Here is a 17,123-nt window from a genome sequence, read left to right as displayed (position 1 = left end):
ATTCCCGCGTTTCGTGCAGCTGCTTTTGCAGCCATACTTCCTCAGCACGGAGTTTACATCAATGGGGCTGTGCCAAAAATACTCCCTGACGCATACCAGCTTTCTGCAAGATCCGCCCGATAGTCCTCTGCCTGAGGATTTAGGCTGTTGATCACCACACCGCCGCTGCCGATTTTTCCCGTAGAATGGATATATGAACCATTTCCCATATACATGGCGATATGTCCTGGAAAATACATAAGGTCCCCGGGAAGCATCTCATCCTTTGGAATCTCATGTACCGGAAATCCTGGTTTTATCCTGGCATCCCGGTAGATAAGGATTCCGTTTAAAAGATAGCTTTCCGACGTGAGTCCGGAACAGTCGATCCCTGCGGTAGATCTTCCACCCCAGCGATACTGGGTCCCCAAATACTGCTTTGCCGTCTCTACCACCGACTTACGGAATGATGCTTCATCCACAATCTTCTTTTGCGGAAGCTCCCCCGTCCACAGACCTGACTGGGAAAATTCCTTTTTCCTTAAAAACTGATTTCTCATATAGCCCACTCGCCCATTAAAAAGCTCCACCTTGGCCCAGCCTTCGGTTTCTGAGTCAAAGGAAAGTACCCTAATAAGAGAACCACGGAACAGGCTTAAAAGGCGCACTCCCTGAACCTTTGGGAGAGATAGAATGTCCACGTAGATTCCATCTATAATCATAAGCCCGCACTCTTCCCAGCATTTCAGCTCATCAAGACTCACCAGTTCTATTTCCTCTTTCCTGATAAAGCCGGAATAGCCGTAAAATGTCCGTACCGGGTAAAATCCCAGCTCTTCCTCCCCGGTTATCGTAAGCCCCATTCCATACAGCCCTTCATCCGAAATGGCCGACACTGTCTCTCCAAGGCTGTTCTCTTTTATCTCCGACCGGCCTTCCCAAATAGTAGCAACCGGTATCTTTATAATCCCATAAGATTCCATTGTCATCTCCTCCTGTTCTTTCTGCTATATTCCTTCCGGCACTTTTTATACCACTTCATGACAGTACAAATGGTTTTCCCGTTTTTGGTAAACCGCAAGGTACTGTATTTTTCATTATTATATGGTCAGATATGCGGAATGTCAATGAAACCCAAAAGTTAAAAAACTCCTTCCGTAACAGGAAGCTTTTGAAACTCAAGCTGTCTGTCACAGGAGGAGTATATTATATTTTCCTAAGATTCCATATATGATCCGATATATTAAAAACTCATTCTTATACTCACTCAATCCTTATACAGTCTTTTATATTCTTCCGCTTCCTTCCGGTTTGCCAGCACAAAATGCTCAGGCCTTATCTCCCTCCAGGAAGCCTTTTCCCATGAGTAATCATGAACCGAAGGATCATAAACCAGAAGCTTTTTCTCCTTTTCATGCTTCGGATCCGGCATGGGTATTGCGGAGAGCAGCGCCCTTGTATAGGGATGAAGGGCATGGGTGATCAGCTCCTCCGTTTCCGCCATTTCCACAATCTCACCTTTACGGATCACTGCGATCCGGTCCGTAATAAATCTCATAACAGATAAGTCGTGGGCAATAAAAAGATAAGTGATCTGCCGTTTTTTCTTCATATCTCCAAGAAGGTTTAGGACCTGGGCCCGGACTGATACATCAAGAGCAGAAATCGGTTCATCGGCGATGATAAAATCCGGGTTCATAATAAGGGATCTGGCAATCCCGATTCTCTGTCTCTGACCTCCGGAAAACTCATGAGGGAAACGGCTTGCAAATTCCGGAAGAAGCCCCACGTCAAGAAGGGCCTGGTCCACCCGTTTTTTCCGTTCCTTTTCCCCTAGTCCTTTTTCCATATTCATCAGGCCTTCGCTGATGATATAATCCACCTTGGCCCTTTCATTTAAGGAAGCCTGGGGATCCTGAAAGATCATCTGTATTTCCTTAATAACCTTCCGGTCCAGCTCTGCAGGGATTCTCCCATTGATCTTATCACCTTTATAAAGGATATCTCCTCCGCAGCTTGGAACGATCCTCATGATCGCACGGCCAATGGTGGTTTTCCCTGACCCGGACTCCCCCACCAGCCCAAAGGTTTCTCCTTTATATATTTTAAAGTTTACCTTCTTTACCGCTTCATATTTCTTTCTGCGCTCTCCAAAGGTCACATCCAAATCCCTTACATCTAACAGTACTTCACGTTCCATCAAAGCAGACCTCCATTCCTGATTTTGCTGACCACAGGCGGCGGATCCACCTTTGGTGCCCTGGGATCTAACAGCCAGGTCTTCGCCTTATGGGTAGGCGATACCTCAAAATAAGGAGGCCTTTTTACAAAATCAATTTTAAGAGCCTGAGGATTGCGGGGAGCAAAGGCATCCCCCTTTATCTCCGCATAAAGGTTGGGAGGTGTGCCTGGAATGGAAAACAGATCCGTCCCCTTTACCCCCACCTGAGGCAGGGAAGAAAGCAAAGCCCAGGTATAAGGATGTCTTGCATCATAAAAAATATCTTCACAGGTGCCGATCTCCACAATATCCCCGGCATACATAACCGCCACCCTGTCTGCGATGTTGGCCACCACTCCTAAGTCATGGGTGATCAGAATTACTGAAAGCCTGTATTTATGCCGCAGTTCCTTAATTAGGTCCAGAATCTGGGCCTGTATGGTCACATCAAGAGCCGTAGTCGGCTCATCACAAATAAGGATCTGTGGATTACAGGCAATGGCTATGGCGATCACCACCCGTTGGCGCATCCCCCCGGAAAACTCGTGAGGATACTGGTCAAACCTTTTTTCCGGGTCCTGAATTCCCACATCCATTAAATATTTAAGCGTCCGTTTCTTTGCTTCAGAATGCCCCACCTTCTGATGAAGCAGCACTGCTTCCATGATCTGAACCCCAATGGTTTTTAAAGGGTTTAAGCTGGTCATGGGATCCTGCATGATCATCGCAATCTCATGCCCCCGTATCTTAAGCCAGTCCTTCTCCCTCTTAACGGCTGTTAATTCAACATTCTCCCGGTCATCTGCCCCGGAATAAACAGCACTTCCGCCATCCACATACCCATTTCTCTCCAAAAGACCCATAAAGGATTTGGTAAAAACAGACTTTCCGCTTCCCGATTCCCCTACAATAGCCAGAATCTCCCCCTTATATAAATCCAGAGAAATCCCCCGAATGGCATGGAGGGTTTTTCCCCTTAATTCAAATTTGATGTCCAGATCGTTTACCTCTAAAATCTTTTCCTGGTTCATGCTGTCTCTCCTTACATGTGATTCTTGGGATCAGCGGCATCCGAAAAGGCATTGCCGATGATATAAAACGATATGGTAACAAAGGAAAGGATGATTGTCGGGTAAACCAGCTGATAGCGCAATGCAGAGGTGGTGATCAAAGCCCGTCCTTCGTTGATCAGATTGCCAAGACTTGGAATATTCACCGGAAGTCCCAAGCCAATGTATGTAATAAACACTTCGTTTCCGATAGCAGCCGGAATGGTCAGGGCCATGCGCAGCATGATCACAGACACCAGATAAGGAAGCAGGTTTTTTAAAATAATCCTGCTGACAGGTGTTCCCAGGCAGCGGCTGGCAACATTATAATCCCTGTCCCGGATAATAAGGATCTGATTCCTGATAAATCTGGCCATCTGAATCCAGCCGGTCAGGCACATGGCAAACACCAGAGTCTTAACACTGGGTTTCAAAATATAAGAGATCAGGATCAGAACAATGGTATTAGGTATGTTGTCTATGATATTGTAGATTTCCGTAAGAATGAAATCCGCCTTTCTCACATAGCCCCAGATCACTCCCACGGTTATGCCGATGACCGCTTCCGCCAGGGCCACGGACAAACCGATGATCAAAGAAGTCCTGGTTCCCGCCCAGATCCTTGCCCATAAATCCTGTCCAATGGAATTGGTTCCCAAAATAAAGTCTTTTCCCGGAGGAATGTTACGAAACTGCATCCCCTTTGCATCATTGATGATCATATTGGGATCATACTGCCCCGGCAAATAGGGCTGAATAAATGTAAACGCCAGGAGAAGAATCAAAAGCACCAGAAGGACAAAGGCTCCCCGGTTCTTTAAAAAAGCACGGAAGGTGCTGTACCAGTAAGAATAATTACTGTATCCTGTTTTCTCCGCTTCCCTTTCGTTAAAGCCTGCAAAGGAAAACAACGCCCCTTCCTCCATCGTTTCCATAAATTCCGCTTCTTTTGTATGACGATAAGAAAACTGCTTCATCATCTGTCACCTTCTTTCTTTCCCAGACTAATTCTGGGATCCAGCAATACCATAAGAAGGTCGCCCAGTAAAAGTCCCAAAACACCTACGCAGGCATAGAGCAGGACAATGCCCTGAACCATGGTATTATCATGCTTTTTAATCACCGTTACAAGAAGCCCTCCCATTCCCGGAATACTGTACAGGGATTCAATATAAATGGATCCAATCACTGTATTTAAAAATGCAGTAGGAATATACTGAGCCAAAGGAACAAAGGCGTTGCGGAAAATATGCTTAAACATGACTCCGCCCTCTGACATTCCCTTTGCCTTAGCTAACTTCACATAATCCTTATTGCTTTCATCCACCATATACCGCCTCAGCCACATGCCATAAAAGGCTATATTTCCAAGGGACATGGAAACAACCGGAAGAACCCAGTATTTCGGATCATTGATCTGAAATAACAATCCCACCCCCATCAGCTTGGTGCCGTAGAGCTGGATATACAGAAAATAAACAGCAGCAGGAACTGCCTGGATACAGACAATGAAAAGAGTTCCGATCTTATCGAACCACCTGTATTTATACCGCGCCATCAAGGCCCCCATGGGAAGTCCTACAAGAAGAGAGAGCGCCATGGACCAGATCCCAAGTTTCACAGAGACAGGGACCTTATCCTTTAAAATATCAGACACAGGGACATTGGAACGATAGATCCTGGATACGCCCAGATCCCCGTGAAGAAGGTCTTTAAAAAAGCGGACCACCTGGATCGGCAGAGGATCCGTAAGCCCCATCTCATTTAAACCTACCTGGATCTGCTGAGGCGTCATTTTATCAAAGTTCTGGAAATATCCCTCGATGGGCATCAGGCGTAGCAGACAGAACACCGCGGTCAGAATGATGATCAGTGTAAGAAATGAACGTGCGATTCGTTTACCTAAATACTTTAACATCTGTTTCTCGGCTCCTTTGTGTTTTCTTTTAAAAATACCCTCGGAAGAAGATGTAGCTCCGGCACATCCTTTTCAGACGGTATTTTTCCGCCGGACCATAAGCGTCTCAGCCAATGGTCCGGCGTATATACCTGCCGTTTTATTTTGCGTTTGCTTCCCTGTTAGCCTTAAACTCATCCATGGAAACGTAATGATCCAGAAGATGCTGGCCTTTATACCTGAGATTTGATACGCCAAAGGGTGCATACTGGCCTTCAAATACATCCAGCTTGTTGGCTACATATTTGCTGACAGAAATGCTGAAAGGCAATACAAATGCATGGTTAATCAGGCTTGCTTCCGCCTTGGCAAATGCCTCATAGCGGGCGTTGATATCCACCTTTATGTCCTTAGCCGCCTCTATGAGAGTAAAATACTCCATTGCCGCATCGGCGGAAGGGGTTCCCTCTTCTATGGCTTTTGCAATATTTCCGTACTTATATCCAAGGTCATATCCATCTTCTCCCTTTGCCTGGTAAAATGGATCGGTCCAGGTTTCCGGATCTGCGTAATCAGCTCCCCAGTTGCATTTCATCAGTGCAAACTTGCCGCTTCGGCGCACTTCCGTTAAGAATCCATCCGCAGGACCTGCTTCTACAATGATGTCAATGAAATCCGTGCCAAGCAGGCTTTCCATCTGCTGCTCCACCACCTGGCATTCCTTATCCCAGTTGACTTCGGAAGGATTATAGGGCATCAGCACCTTTACCGGGAAGGTGACACCCTCAGCTGCAAGCTCTGTCTTTGCCAGGTCACGGTATTCCTTTGCCTTTGCCTCATTAAAGGACTGCCCAAGGGATGCCATATCGCCCACTGTGGTGTAATCCGTACCGTCCGCATTGAAGGTAAAGTTAGCCGGTGTAATGGAATTGATAACAAAATCGTCAGGAGCTGCCGGCTCCAGAACTGCCACTTCTTTTGTCTTATTTAAGCCTGCAAATAATGCCTTGCGGAAATTCTCATTATTCACCGCTTTTCTCCAGTTATCCGGTTCATACTGAGCATCGAACTGAGGATTAAAGTTAAAGCTGTAGAAATAGGAATAGCTGGTTCTCGGCCTTTCACGGCTGACCAGATTCTTGGTATCCTCGCTGCTCATCCAGTTGTCCAGAATGTCAGAGGAAATCTCCGCGTAATCAATTTCTCCGCGCTTTATCATTTCTGGCCCGATGGTATTGTATTCCGCATTATAGATCTCCTGAATTTCATTTATGTAAACTATATCTGCATCATAATTTGCAGCATTCTTTTTGAATACATGCTTCTCCTGGGGAGAAAACTCCTCCAGATAAAACGCACCATTATAGTACATCTTATCCGCAGCCGTACCGAAATCCTTTCCCAGTTCCTCAAGCTGCGGGCCATAAGCCGGCATATATACTACGTAGGCCAGGGAAGAAAGAAAATAAGGAACTTCCTTTTCCAGAGTATAAGTAAGGGTATGTTCATCAACCGCCTTTACACCTACCTCTGAATAATCCATCGACTCCCAGACCTTTCCGTCTTTATCGGCTCCGCTGTTATATACCAGACCATTATAATATTTCTCCGCATTGGCTATAACTCCAAAAAGGTTCTGAACGTTTGCACTTTCATACTCAGGAGTCAGCTCATACTTCATGGCATCAACAAAATCCTGGGCTGTTACATCCGCAACTTCCGCTCCGGTGTTGTCCACCCATTTCGCCTCCCGCAGCTTAAAGGTCCATGTCAGCGTGGCATCGTCGTAGCTCCATTCTGTTGCAAGTCCCGGCTTGATCTGTCCTTTGTTATCGTATTCAATCAGGGTATCCACACAGTTGGCCCCTATTTTGTTATCATTTTCCGATGAGGCCGTGAGATAATTCAGTGTAGTAGCTTCAGAACCATACAGCTTGGTGTACACAGCCGGATTTCCGCTCTCCGCTGCTCCTGTTTCATTCCCTGCAGCCTGGGAACCTTTTCCTGCCGTCTTATTCCCGCCGCAGCCGCTTAATGCTGTAGAAGCAGCCAGAACTGCGCATAGTGCCGCAGCCATCAGTCTTCTTTTTTTCATAAATTCTCCTCCATTTTCCTAATATTTCTAACCCAAACGGGATTAGTATCCTTTTACTACATTAGTCCCAGAATGCTTCCACTTTGCTGATTCCCATTCCAGGATCCTCATTCATAACAATCTTAGGTCCGTCAAAAACAGGTCCTCCTATGTATGGATCTTCCCTGCAAAGAGATGGTCCATCTAAATCCGCCCTGGTAATGATCCCCCTTCCGGCCGCTAGGTGAGCTGCCGCGCTCACTGCAATCTTACTCTCCAGCATACACCCAATCATGCACTCCATCCCAAAGCTTTCCGCAATGGCACAGATTTTTAAAGCCTCATGGATCCCCCCGGTCTTCATAAGCTTTATATTAATGAGATCCGCTGCCCGCTCCCTGATGATCCTTATGGCATCCTCAGGAGAAAAAACGCTTTCATCCGCCAGGATGGGAGTATACACCTGACTGGTGACAAATTTCATCCCCTCAAAGTCATGGGCATTTACCGGCTGCTCCACCAGATCCATGACGATTCCCATATCTTCCAGCGTCCGGATGATCTTTACTGCTTCCTTGGCAGACCACCCCTGATTTGCATCAATGCGAAGCCTGATATCCGGCCCTACCGCCTGACGAATGGCCTGAATCCGCTCCACATCCATTTTGCTCTCTTTTCCCACTTTGATTTTCAGGATACGAAAGCCCTGCGAAACCGCCTTTAGGCTGTCAGCCACCATCTCTTCCACGCGATTGACACTGATGGTCAGATCCGTCTCGATCTCCTTACGTCCGCCTCCCAGAATCTTATATAAAGGTTTCCTGCAGGACTTTGCAAAAAGGTCATAAACAGCCATATCCACCGCAGCCTTTGCAGAACTGTTCTTCAGTATACAGCCATGAAGTTTTTTCATGATCCCGTCCAGGTTTTCAATCTCCATTCCAATAATGGCCGGAGCAATGAATTCCTCAATGGCGGAAAGGATGGAGCCATGGGTATCCCCGGTAATCACTGCCGTAGGAGGTGCCTCACCGAACCCAGTCTGGCCGTCATCCGTTGTGATCCTCACCACAATATCATTGACGCTGTCAACCGTTCGTAACGCTGTTTTAAATGGTGTCACAAGAGGAATATTGACCTTTGCCGTTTCTATCTTTACAATCTTCATTGCTTTCCCCCAATTTCTTAAATGTCATGATTGACTTGCTTATATAATTCCAGGGAAACCTCAGCCATGACCCTTTCAAAAGCAGGGGTATCCGTCTCATTTCCGCAAAAGCAGACCAAAAACGGTTCTTTTCCATAAATAATCCCCACATCATGAGTGATCCCCGTATCTTCCCCTGTCTTGTGGGCAATCTCCGGACTCTCCACAAGGGCCTGCAGATAAAAAGGAATCTTACTGCAAAGCTGCTGATTTTTAAGAATGGAAATCATTGCTTCGCTGGACCGCCTGTCTATAAGAGTCCCCTCATACATCATTTTTAGAAGCCTGCCTGTTTCATAGGCAGTTATGTAATTCTGGATCCCACGGCTCGACCTTTTTATATCATACATTTTTCTCTGAAGTAGCGTATGCCTGAATCCAAGCCCCTGGATCGTATCGTTGATTTCCTCTATTCCAAGAATATCGATCAGTATATTGGTTGCCGTATTATCACTGAAAATGATCATTAATGTGACCAGATCCAATCCTGTTACTAAAATTCCATCATGAAGGTAAGTAAGAGCACCGCAGGAAGGAACACAATCCTCTCTTTTAACAGGAAACAGTTTATCCATTTGGAAGGTCCCCTTTTTACTCTTTTCAAAGGCAGCCGCCATAACAAACAGCTTGATGACGCTTGCCGCCATCATGGGCTCCTGTTCGTGATATGCAAATCCTTCTCCTGTCTTCAAATCCTCATATAAAAAGCTGATTTTTCCAGGAATCCGTTCCAGCTTCTTTATAATTTCATCTTTCATAACTATAAATAAACTCCCTGCCGGCCTAATTTGACAGCCTGATATAAAAAAAGAGGCACTGCACCTATTGTCTACAGCTACCTCATCGCACCTGATTCTATCTGCCTCAAAGCCTTAAGTTTAGTATAATAAATTCCGGAAAAAAATCAAGCGATAATTTGTATAAAAACAGACTTCCGCACTATCCGCCAAAGCTAATATGAAAAAAGAACAGTTTTCGCAATATAATGAAACTGTTCTTCTCATGCGCCGGACAAGATTCGAACTCGCGGCCTTCTGGTCCGTAGCCAGACGCTCTATCCAACTGAGCTACCAGCGCACATCATGGTACATGGTTAATATACACCAATTTGCTAAATTTGTAAAGCGATGAATTGTCTTTTATACACAAAAAGGCACCCTTTTCAGGATGCCTTTTTTATAACCCTTGTAAACAAAGGTTTTCTGTACGTGCGTGAGAAGATTCGAACTCCCGACACCTTGGTCCGTAGCCAAGTGCTCTATCCAGCTGAGCTACACACACATATTCACTTAATTGCCTTATCAGGCAAATGCCGGCGACCGGAATCGAACCGGTACGGGAGATTAGTCCCGCAGGATTTTAAGTCCTGTGCGTCTGCCTGTTCCGCCACGCCGGCATTCTCATGATTTGCGCGAGCAACGAGCCAAGCGAACATGCAAGCATGTTCAGTTGGCAACTGCTGCGACAATGAACGAAATTCGCAAAGCGTATTTCGTATCGTTATCATGGAAATGGGACCTATAGGGCTCGAACCTATGACCCTCTGCTTGTAAGGCAGATGCTCTCCCAGCTGAGCTAAGATCCCATATACGATGCAATAAGTATTATACTACTTACCTGCTGGTTTGTAAAGCCTGTACTTTTCAGCACAGAACGACCCGGATGGGATTCGAACCCACGACCTCCGCCGTGACAGGGCGGCGCTCTAACCAGCTGAGCCACCAGGCCAGATTATCAAATATTTAGTTCAGTGTCAGTGGACCTTCGGGGACTCGAACCCGGGACCGACCGGTTATGAGCCGGTTGCTCTAACCAACTGAGCTAAAGGTCCTAAACATTATAATCTGCAAAAGTATTAAATTTCTAAAAGCCGATGATCGGACTCGAACCGATAACCTGCTGATTACAAATCAGCTGCTCTGCCAATTGAGCCACATCGGCATTAAATGACCCCAACGAGATTCGAACTCGTGTTACCGCCGTGAAAGGGCGATGTCTTAACCGCTTGACCATGGGGCCAAAGCTCCCCGAGTAGGACTTGAACCTACGACCCAACGGTTAACAGCCGTTTGCTCTACCGACTGAGCTATCGAGGAATACTGAGGCATATACCCTCAAAACCACACATTGTTACATATCTATTTTCATCCGTTCTTTTCCTCTTACCTAAACCAACCTGGTTAAGCCCTCGACCTATTAGTGACAGTCAGCTGCACATGTTGCCATGCTTCCACCTCTGCCCTATCTACCTCGTCGTCTTCAAGGGGTCTTACTCTTGCGATGGGATATCTCATCTTGAGGGGGGCTTCACGCTTAGATGCCTTCAGCGTTTATCCCTTCCCGACTTGGCTACTCTGCCATGGCTTTGATAGCCAACAGATACACCAGAGGTCAGTCCATCCCGGTCCTCTCGTACTAAGGACAGCTCCTCTCAAATATCCTACGCCCACGCCGGATAGGGACCGAACTGTCTCACGACGTTCTGAACCCAGCTCGCGTACCGCTTTAATGGGCGAACAGCCCAACCCTTGGGACCTACTACAGCCCCAGGATGCGATGAGCCGACATCGAGGTGCCAAACCACTCCGTCGATGTGAACTCTTGGGAGTGATAAGCCTGTTATCCCCAGGGTAGCTTTTATCCGTTGAGCGATGGCAATCCCACTTTATACCACCGGATCACTAAGTCCTAGTTTCCTACCTGCTCCACCCGTCGGTGTCGCAGTCAAGCTCCCTTATGCCTTTGCACTCTTCGAATGGTTTCCGTCCATTCTGAGGGAACCTTTGAGCGCCTCCGATACCCTTTCGGAGGCGACCGCCCCAGTCAAACTCCCCGCCTGACATTGTCCCCCAGCCAGGTCATGGCTGCAGGTTAGAAATCCAATACCGCAAGGGTGGTATCCCAACATCGGCTCTGATAAGACTGGCGTCCTATCTTCACTGCCTCCCACCTATCCTGTACATGCAGTACCGAATCCCAGTATCAAGCTGGAGTAAAGCTCCATGGGGTCTTTCCGTCCTGGCGCAGGTAACCAGCATCTTCACTGGTACTTCAATTTCACCGGGTGCATTGTTGAGACAGCGCTCAAATCATTACGCCTTTCGTGCGGGTCGGAACTTACCCGACAAGGAATTTCGCTACCTTAGGACCGTTATAGTTACGGCCGCCGTTTACTGGGGCTTAAATTCAGAGCTTCGCGTTGCCGCTAACCCCTCCTCGTAACCTTCCAGCACCGGGCAGGCGTCAGCCCATATACCTCACCTTTCGGTTTTGCATAGACCTGTGTTTTTGCTAAACAGTTGCTTGAGCCTATTCTCTGCGGCCTGGTTTCCCAGGCACCCCTTATCCCGAAGTTACGGGGTCATTTTGCCGAGTTCCTTAACAATGCTTCTCCCGCCGGCCTTAGGATTCTCTCCTCATCCACCTGTGTCGGTTTACGGTACGGGCACATATTACACAATAGCGGCTTTTCTTGACAGCCCCTACGAAGACTTCCCTACTTGTGTTCGGTACGCGTCACACCTTCCTGTTGCTGGGTGGATTTGCCATTCCAGCCAGTCCAGTGCTTGCCCCGGTCTTTTCATTCCCGGGTTCTTCTTCGGTTCTGTGTCCCCACAGTTCTGATAATATGCGGTACAGGAATTTCAACCTGTTGTCCATCGACTACGTCTTTCGACCTCGCCTTAGGCCCCGACTTACCCAGAGCAGATCAGCTTTACTCTGGAAACCTTAGATATTCGGCCTGGAGGATTCTCACCTCCATCTCGCTACTCATTCCGGCATTCTCTCTTCTTAACACTCCACATCTCCTTACGGTAATGCTTCTGTGCGTTAAGAATGCTCCTCTACCAATGTATATAAATATACATTCCACAGCTTCGGTGTCGTGTTTTAGCCCCGGACATTTTCGGCGCAGGACCTCTCGACTAGTGAGCTATTACGCACTCTTTGAATGTGTGGCTGCTTCTAAGCCAACATCCTAGTTGTCTGTGAAATCCCACATCCTTTTCCACTTAACACGCACTTTGGGACCTTAGCTGGTGGTCTGGGCTCTTTCCCTTTTGACTACCCAACTTATCTCGTGCAGTCTGACTCCCGTACATCATCTGGCCGGCATTCGGAGTTTGATATTCTTTGGTAAGCTTTGACGCCCCCTAGGAAATTCAGTGCTCTACCTCCGGCAGACTAATACGAGGCTAGCCCTAAAGCTATTTCGAGGAGAACCAGCTATCTCCGGGTTCGATTGGAATTTCTCCCCTACCCACACCTCATCGCCACCCTTTTCAACGGATGTGCGTTCGGTCCTCCATTTCCTTTTACGGAAACTTCAACCTGGACATGGGTAGATCACCCGGTTTCGGGTCTACCTTTACTGACTCTACGCCCTATTAAGACTTGGTTTCCCTTCGGCTCCACACCTTAAGTGCTTAACCTTGCCAGTAACGGTAACTCGCCGGACCGTTCTACAAAAAGTACGCGGTTCCACCTTTAACGTGGTTCCACAGCTTGTAAACACAGGGTTTCAGGTTCTCTTTCACTCCCCTCCCGGGGTCCTTTTCACCTTTCCTTCACAGTACTATGCGCTATCGGTCACTAAGTAGTATTTAGCCTTGGGGGGTGGTCCCCCCGAATTCCCACAAGGTTTCTCGTGTCTCGTGGTACTTTGGATCCTGCTCGCTGACTATTGTTTTCCCATACAAGGCTTTCACTTTCTATGGCCGGTCTTTCCAGGACCGTTCTGGTAACAAATCGTCTCACTTATTGCAGTCCATAACCCCAGTATGCACGCATACTGGTTTAGGCTCCTTCCATTTCGCTCGCCGCTACTTTGGAAATCGAGTTTTCTTTCTTTTCCTCCGGGTACTTAGATGTTTCAGTTCCCCGGGTTCCCGACGTATGGCTATGTATTCACCATACGACAACTGAGGTTTGCTCAGCTGGGTTTCCCCATTCAGATATCTCCGGATCAAAGGATATTTGCTCCTCCCCGAAGCTTTTCGCAGCTTATCACGTCTTTCATCGGCTCTTAGTGCCAAGGCATCCACCCTGCGCTCTTATTAGCTTAACCAATTCGATGTTCACCTGCGGGTGCGGGCTACTTATCTAAGATACATAGCGTTGTATCTCTGGTCTTAGGTTTGTTATTTCACCGTACGTTACGGTTACTTTAACGAGTTTTGTTTGGTTACATCGTTAGATGTAACACCTCGGATGTCTTGATGTCGTCTTTATACTTTAACATATAAAAACTCTATCTAGATATATTTCAATATGTGGTTTTCAAGGTACATGCGTGATGCAATTTAAAGTCCTATTAATTATAATAAACTTCACAATTACACCAAATGGAGATGGAGAGATTCGAACTCTTGACCCCCTGCTTGCAAGGCAGGTGCTCTCCCAACTGAGCTACACCCCCATAAAATAATCTGGCACCCACCTGCTCTCCCATGCCGTCTCCAGCATAGTACCATCGGCCGCTTAAGTCTTAACCATCGTGTTCGGGATGGGAACGGGTGTCTCCCCTAAGCGCATCGGCACCAGAAATCTTTTGTCTTTCTTGGTGTTTCTATATTCATTTTTATTTCTTTGAAAACCAAAGACTCAACAGTATATAAAACCCTTACTTCTTCTTCCTTAGAAAGGAGGTGATCCAGCCGCACCTTCCGATACGGCTACCTTGTTACGACTTCACCCCAGTTATCAGTCCCGCCTTCGGCAGCTCCCTCCTTACGGTTGGGTCACTGACTTCGGGCGTTACCAACTCCCATGGTGTGACGGGCGGTGTGTACAAGACCCGGGAACGTATTCACCGCGGCATTCTGATCCGCGATTACTAGCGATTCCAGCTTCATGTAGTCGAGTTGCAGACTACAATCCGAACTGAGACGTTATTTTTGGGGTTTGCTCCAGATCGCTCCTTTGCTTCCCTTTGTTTACGCCATTGTAGCACGTGTGTAGCCCAAATCATAAGGGGCATGATGATTTGACGTCATCCCCACCTTCCTCCAGGTTATCCCTGGCAGTCTCCCCAGAGTGCCCAACTTCACTTGCTGGCTACTAAGGATAAGGGTTGCGCTCGTTGCGGGACTTAACCCAACATCTCACGACACGAGCTGACGACAACCATGCACCACCTGTCTAGAATGCCCCGTAGGGAAGGGATCGTTACATCCCGGTCATTCCGATGTCAAGACTTGGTAAGGTTCTTCGCGTTGCTTCGAATTAAACCACATGCTCCACCGCTTGTGCGGGTCCCCGTCAATTCCTTTGAGTTTCATTCTTGCGAACGTACTCCCCAGGTGGAATACTTATTGCGTTAGCGACGGCACCGAAGAGCTTTGCTCCCCAACACCTAGTATTCATCGTTTACGGCGTGGACTACCAGGGTATCTAATCCTGTTTGCTCCCCACGCTTTCGAGCCTCAACGTCAGTTACAGTCCAGTAAGCCGCCTTCGCCACTGGTGTTCCTCCTAATATCTACGCATTTCACCGCTACACTAGGAATTCCACTTACCTCTCCTGCACTCTAGCACCACAGTTTCCAAAGCAGTCCCGGGGTTGAGCCCCGGGCTTTCACTCCAGACTTGCAGTGCCGTCTACGCTCCCTTTACACCCAGTAAATCCGGATAACGCTTGCCCCCTACGTATTACCGCGGCTGCTGGCACGTAGTTAGCCGGGGCTTCTTAGTCAGGTACCGTCATTTTCTTCCCTGCTGATAGAGCTTTACATACCGAAATACTTCTTCACTCACGCGGCGTCGCTGGATCAGGGTTTCCCCCATTGTCCAATATTCCCCACTGCTGCCTCCCGTAGGAGTTTGGGCCGTGTCTCAGTCCCAATGTGGCCGGTCACCCTCTCAGGTCGGCTACTGATCGTCGGCTTGGTGGGCCGTTACCTCACCAACTACCTAATCAGACGCGGGTCCATCTCATACCACCGGAGTTTTTCACACCGTACCATGCGGCACTGTGTGCTTATGCGGTATTAGCAGTCGTTTCCGACTGTTATCCCCCTGTATGAGGCAGGTTACCCACGCGTTACTCACCCGTCCGCCGCTAAGTCAATTTCAATTCCATCCGAAAACTTCCTTGAAATCGCTTCGCTCGACTTGCATGTGTTAAGCACGCCGCCAGCGTTCATCCTGAGCCAGGATCGAACTCTCAAATTAAAGGTGTTCAATCCGGGGTCAAAATCAACTAACTAGCTAATTTATTTCCCGTTTTACTTGTTGTTTGGTTCGTATACAATTGCTTGTATTCGTTCTGAAATTTTCTCATTCAAAGCCATCAAACATGGCTTGTTTTATTAGAATTTTCAGGGTTTTACATACTGTTCAATCTTCTGTTTTCAAAGTGCTGTGCATCTGCCGGAAGGTTCGCTTCCTTGATGCTGACGCAGAAGGAGGGATTTGAACCCTCGCGCCGCTACTAACGGCCTACTCCCTTTCCAGGGGAGCCCCTTCAGCCGCTTGGGTACTTCTGCAATTAGCTGATTCTCTTATGTTATTAGCGGCTAAAAACCTGCCAACGGAGAGGGTGGGATTCGAACCCACGCGCCCTTGCGGACAAACGGTTTTCAAGACCGCCTCGTTATGACCACTTCGATACCTCTCCAAATGTGCTTTTATATTTTAATAGAAGTCCATACTTTTGTCAAGCACTTTTTTCTATTTTTCCAAATCTCTTGGAGACCAATGTTGCTTGTTTCGCTGTAGTTATCAGCTGCAACTTGGATAGTTTATCATTGTTTGTTTGTTCTGTCAACACATTTTTACATTTTTTTCAAATTATATTATTTAGTCTTAAAAATACTCCAAAAGCCGTTGTTTTGCTTCTTCAGCTGTCTTAAAATCTTCTTCTGTGCCTGTCATATAATTGATCGCTTCTTCCCATACTTTTACTGGGTAATCATCTGCCGATATTTCTGCAATAACGAAGCGGCAGCATCTTTTATAAATACAGTTTCTTAAATCTGAAAGGTACATGCAGCCCGAATTCGCCGCAATCCGGTCCAAAAGCCCAGCCCTGGCATTTTTGTCCCTCTCTATCCTGTTATCTTCAGTTTTCATCTACCGTACCTTCTTTCATCTTTCCTGCCATGGTTTCCGGGCAGAGCACCTTCTTTATCGAGTGTAAAGGTACACCCAAAGAGTGTTACGTCAGATGCGGCCGCGGACAATATCTGGCAGCCGCCAACCTGTATGGCAGACTTTTCTGTATAATCATACATTAAATACTTTATATAACTAATAATATTGTAATGAATGCAACATGTCAAGTGATGGATTGCATTATTTACTACATATATTTCATTAAATGCAATACTATGGAATCAGGAGGAGCTACCTATGTATATAGATTTCAATTTTTCAAAACGCCTTTCAGAGCTCAGAGCTCAAAAGGGCGTGTCTGCACGTGATATGAGCCTGTCTCTCGGGCAGAATCCCACATATATCCATAAAATAGAAAATGGACTGGCTCTTCCGTCCATGATGGGTTTTTTCTATATATGTGAGTATCTGGACATTGAGCCATCCGAATTTTTCTCTCACAACATCAGCAGCCCTGCAAAACTAAAAGAACTAATGGAGGATGCACAGCATTTAAACCGTGAGCAGCTTGACCACCTTCATCTGATCGTAAAGGATCTTTTAAAATCAGGAGGAAAAAAATAAAAAGGAAGCTGCAATTA

Annotated in this window: 10 protein-coding genes, 12 tRNA genes and 3 rRNA genes; 1 reads left to right on the top strand and 24 read right to left on the bottom strand. The window is 46.9% G+C overall.

The features are described 5' to 3' along the window. Positions 1–53: 53 nt before the first annotated feature. The 24 genes from BMW45_RS10170 to BMW45_RS10055 all read right to left on the bottom strand — a co-directional run bounded on the left by BMW45_RS10170 (position 54) and on the right by BMW45_RS10055 (position 16,500). On the bottom strand, positions 54–962 hold the full coding sequence (locus tag BMW45_RS10170; RefSeq protein WP_242882976.1) for a C40 family peptidase: 909 nt from the start codon (positions 960–962) through the stop codon (positions 54–56). Between the two features lie 284 nt (positions 963–1,246). Beyond that, positions 1,247–2,179: an ATP-binding cassette domain-containing protein gene (locus tag BMW45_RS10165; protein ID WP_174715226.1), complete on the bottom strand. Its 933-nt coding sequence runs from the start codon at positions 2,177–2,179 to the stop codon at positions 1,247–1,249. Next, positions 2,179–3,231 (bottom strand): ABC transporter ATP-binding protein, encoded by a 1,053-nt coding sequence (locus BMW45_RS10160; RefSeq protein WP_092242955.1) that lies wholly within the window; start codon positions 3,229–3,231, stop codon positions 2,179–2,181. Before BMW45_RS10160 ends, BMW45_RS10165 begins: the two co-directional genes overlap by 1 nt. 11 nt (positions 3,232–3,242) lie before the next feature. Then, positions 3,243–4,229, bottom strand: coding sequence for an ABC transporter permease (locus BMW45_RS10155; RefSeq protein ID WP_207649065.1), 987 nt, complete (start codon positions 4,227–4,229; stop codon positions 3,243–3,245). Beyond that, positions 4,226–5,167 carry an ABC transporter permease gene (locus BMW45_RS10150; protein ID WP_025229955.1) on the bottom strand — a complete coding sequence of 314 codons (942 nt, stop codon included), beginning with the start codon at positions 5,165–5,167 and terminating at the stop codon, positions 4,226–4,228. Before BMW45_RS10150 ends, BMW45_RS10155 begins: the two co-directional genes overlap by 4 nt. 139 nt (positions 5,168–5,306) lie before the next feature. Then, positions 5,307–7,241: a peptide ABC transporter substrate-binding protein gene (locus BMW45_RS10145; protein WP_092242952.1), complete on the bottom strand. Its 1,935-nt coding sequence runs from the start codon at positions 7,239–7,241 to the stop codon at positions 5,307–5,309. Between the two features lie 61 nt (positions 7,242–7,302). Further along, positions 7,303–8,388 carry a dipeptide epimerase gene (locus BMW45_RS10140; RefSeq protein WP_092242949.1) on the bottom strand — a complete coding sequence of 362 codons (1,086 nt, stop codon included), beginning with the start codon at positions 8,386–8,388 and terminating at the stop codon, positions 7,303–7,305. Between the two features lie 17 nt (positions 8,389–8,405). Continuing rightward, positions 8,406–9,185, bottom strand: coding sequence for a serine hydrolase (locus BMW45_RS10135; protein WP_092242947.1), 780 nt, complete (start codon positions 9,183–9,185; stop codon positions 8,406–8,408). 245 nt (positions 9,186–9,430) lie between these two features. Then, a tRNA-Arg gene (locus BMW45_RS10130) sits at positions 9,431–9,504 on the bottom strand. 130 nt (positions 9,505–9,634) lie between these two features. Further along, positions 9,635–9,708: transfer RNA gene (locus tag BMW45_RS10125), tRNA-Arg, on the bottom strand. Between the two features lie 29 nt (positions 9,709–9,737). Continuing rightward, a tRNA-Leu gene (locus BMW45_RS10120) sits at positions 9,738–9,823 on the bottom strand. A gap of 116 nt (positions 9,824–9,939) precedes the next feature. Further along, a tRNA-Val gene (locus BMW45_RS10115) sits at positions 9,940–10,012 on the bottom strand. Positions 10,013–10,081: 69 nt separating this feature from the next. Then, positions 10,082–10,155: transfer RNA gene (locus BMW45_RS10110), tRNA-Asp, on the bottom strand. A gap of 29 nt (positions 10,156–10,184) precedes the next feature. Further along, positions 10,185–10,258, bottom strand: a tRNA-Ile gene (locus BMW45_RS10105). Between the two features lie 37 nt (positions 10,259–10,295). Further along, positions 10,296–10,368: transfer RNA gene (locus tag BMW45_RS10100), tRNA-Thr, on the bottom strand. A gap of 6 nt (positions 10,369–10,374) precedes the next feature. Beyond that, a tRNA-Glu gene (locus tag BMW45_RS10095) sits at positions 10,375–10,446 on the bottom strand. 4 nt (positions 10,447–10,450) lie between these two features. Beyond that, a tRNA-Asn gene (locus tag BMW45_RS10090) sits at positions 10,451–10,523 on the bottom strand. An 80-nt stretch (positions 10,524–10,603) separates the two neighbouring features. Then, positions 10,604–13,495: ribosomal RNA gene (locus tag BMW45_RS10085) — 23S ribosomal RNA — on the bottom strand. Between the two features lie 278 nt (positions 13,496–13,773). After that, positions 13,774–13,846, bottom strand: a tRNA-Ala gene (locus BMW45_RS10080). Positions 13,847–13,854: 8 nt separating this feature from the next. After that, a 5S ribosomal RNA gene (gene rrf / locus BMW45_RS10075) occupies positions 13,855–13,972 on the bottom strand. Positions 13,973–14,068: 96 nt separating this feature from the next. Further along, positions 14,069–15,600 (bottom strand): 16S ribosomal RNA (locus BMW45_RS10070). The 16S, 23S and 5S rRNA genes sit together here with 12 tRNA genes alongside, the layout of an rRNA operon. Positions 15,601–15,825: 225 nt before the next feature. Beyond that, positions 15,826–15,914 (bottom strand) — tRNA-Ser (locus BMW45_RS10065). A gap of 45 nt (positions 15,915–15,959) precedes the next feature. Continuing rightward, positions 15,960–16,045, bottom strand: a tRNA-Ser gene (locus BMW45_RS10060). Positions 16,046–16,233: 188 nt separating this feature from the next. Continuing rightward, a complete protein-coding gene (locus tag BMW45_RS10055; RefSeq protein WP_092242944.1) occupies positions 16,234–16,500 on the bottom strand; it encodes a hypothetical protein in 267 nt (88 codons plus the stop codon). Between the two features lie 279 nt (positions 16,501–16,779). On the opposite strand from BMW45_RS10055, the gene BMW45_RS10050 reads away from it, so the two are divergent. Continuing rightward, complete coding sequence (locus BMW45_RS10050) at positions 16,780–17,106, top strand: helix-turn-helix domain-containing protein (protein ID WP_025229960.1); 327 nt, start codon at positions 16,780–16,782, stop codon at positions 17,104–17,106. Positions 17,107–17,123: the final 17 nt, after the last annotated feature.

The sequence above is a fragment of the Lacrimispora sphenoides genome (genome assembly GCF_900105215.1).
GTDB classification, from domain to species: domain Bacteria; phylum Bacillota; class Clostridia; order Lachnospirales; family Lachnospiraceae; genus Lacrimispora; species Lacrimispora sphenoides_A.
This window is presented reverse-complemented; position numbering and strand designations above follow the sequence as displayed.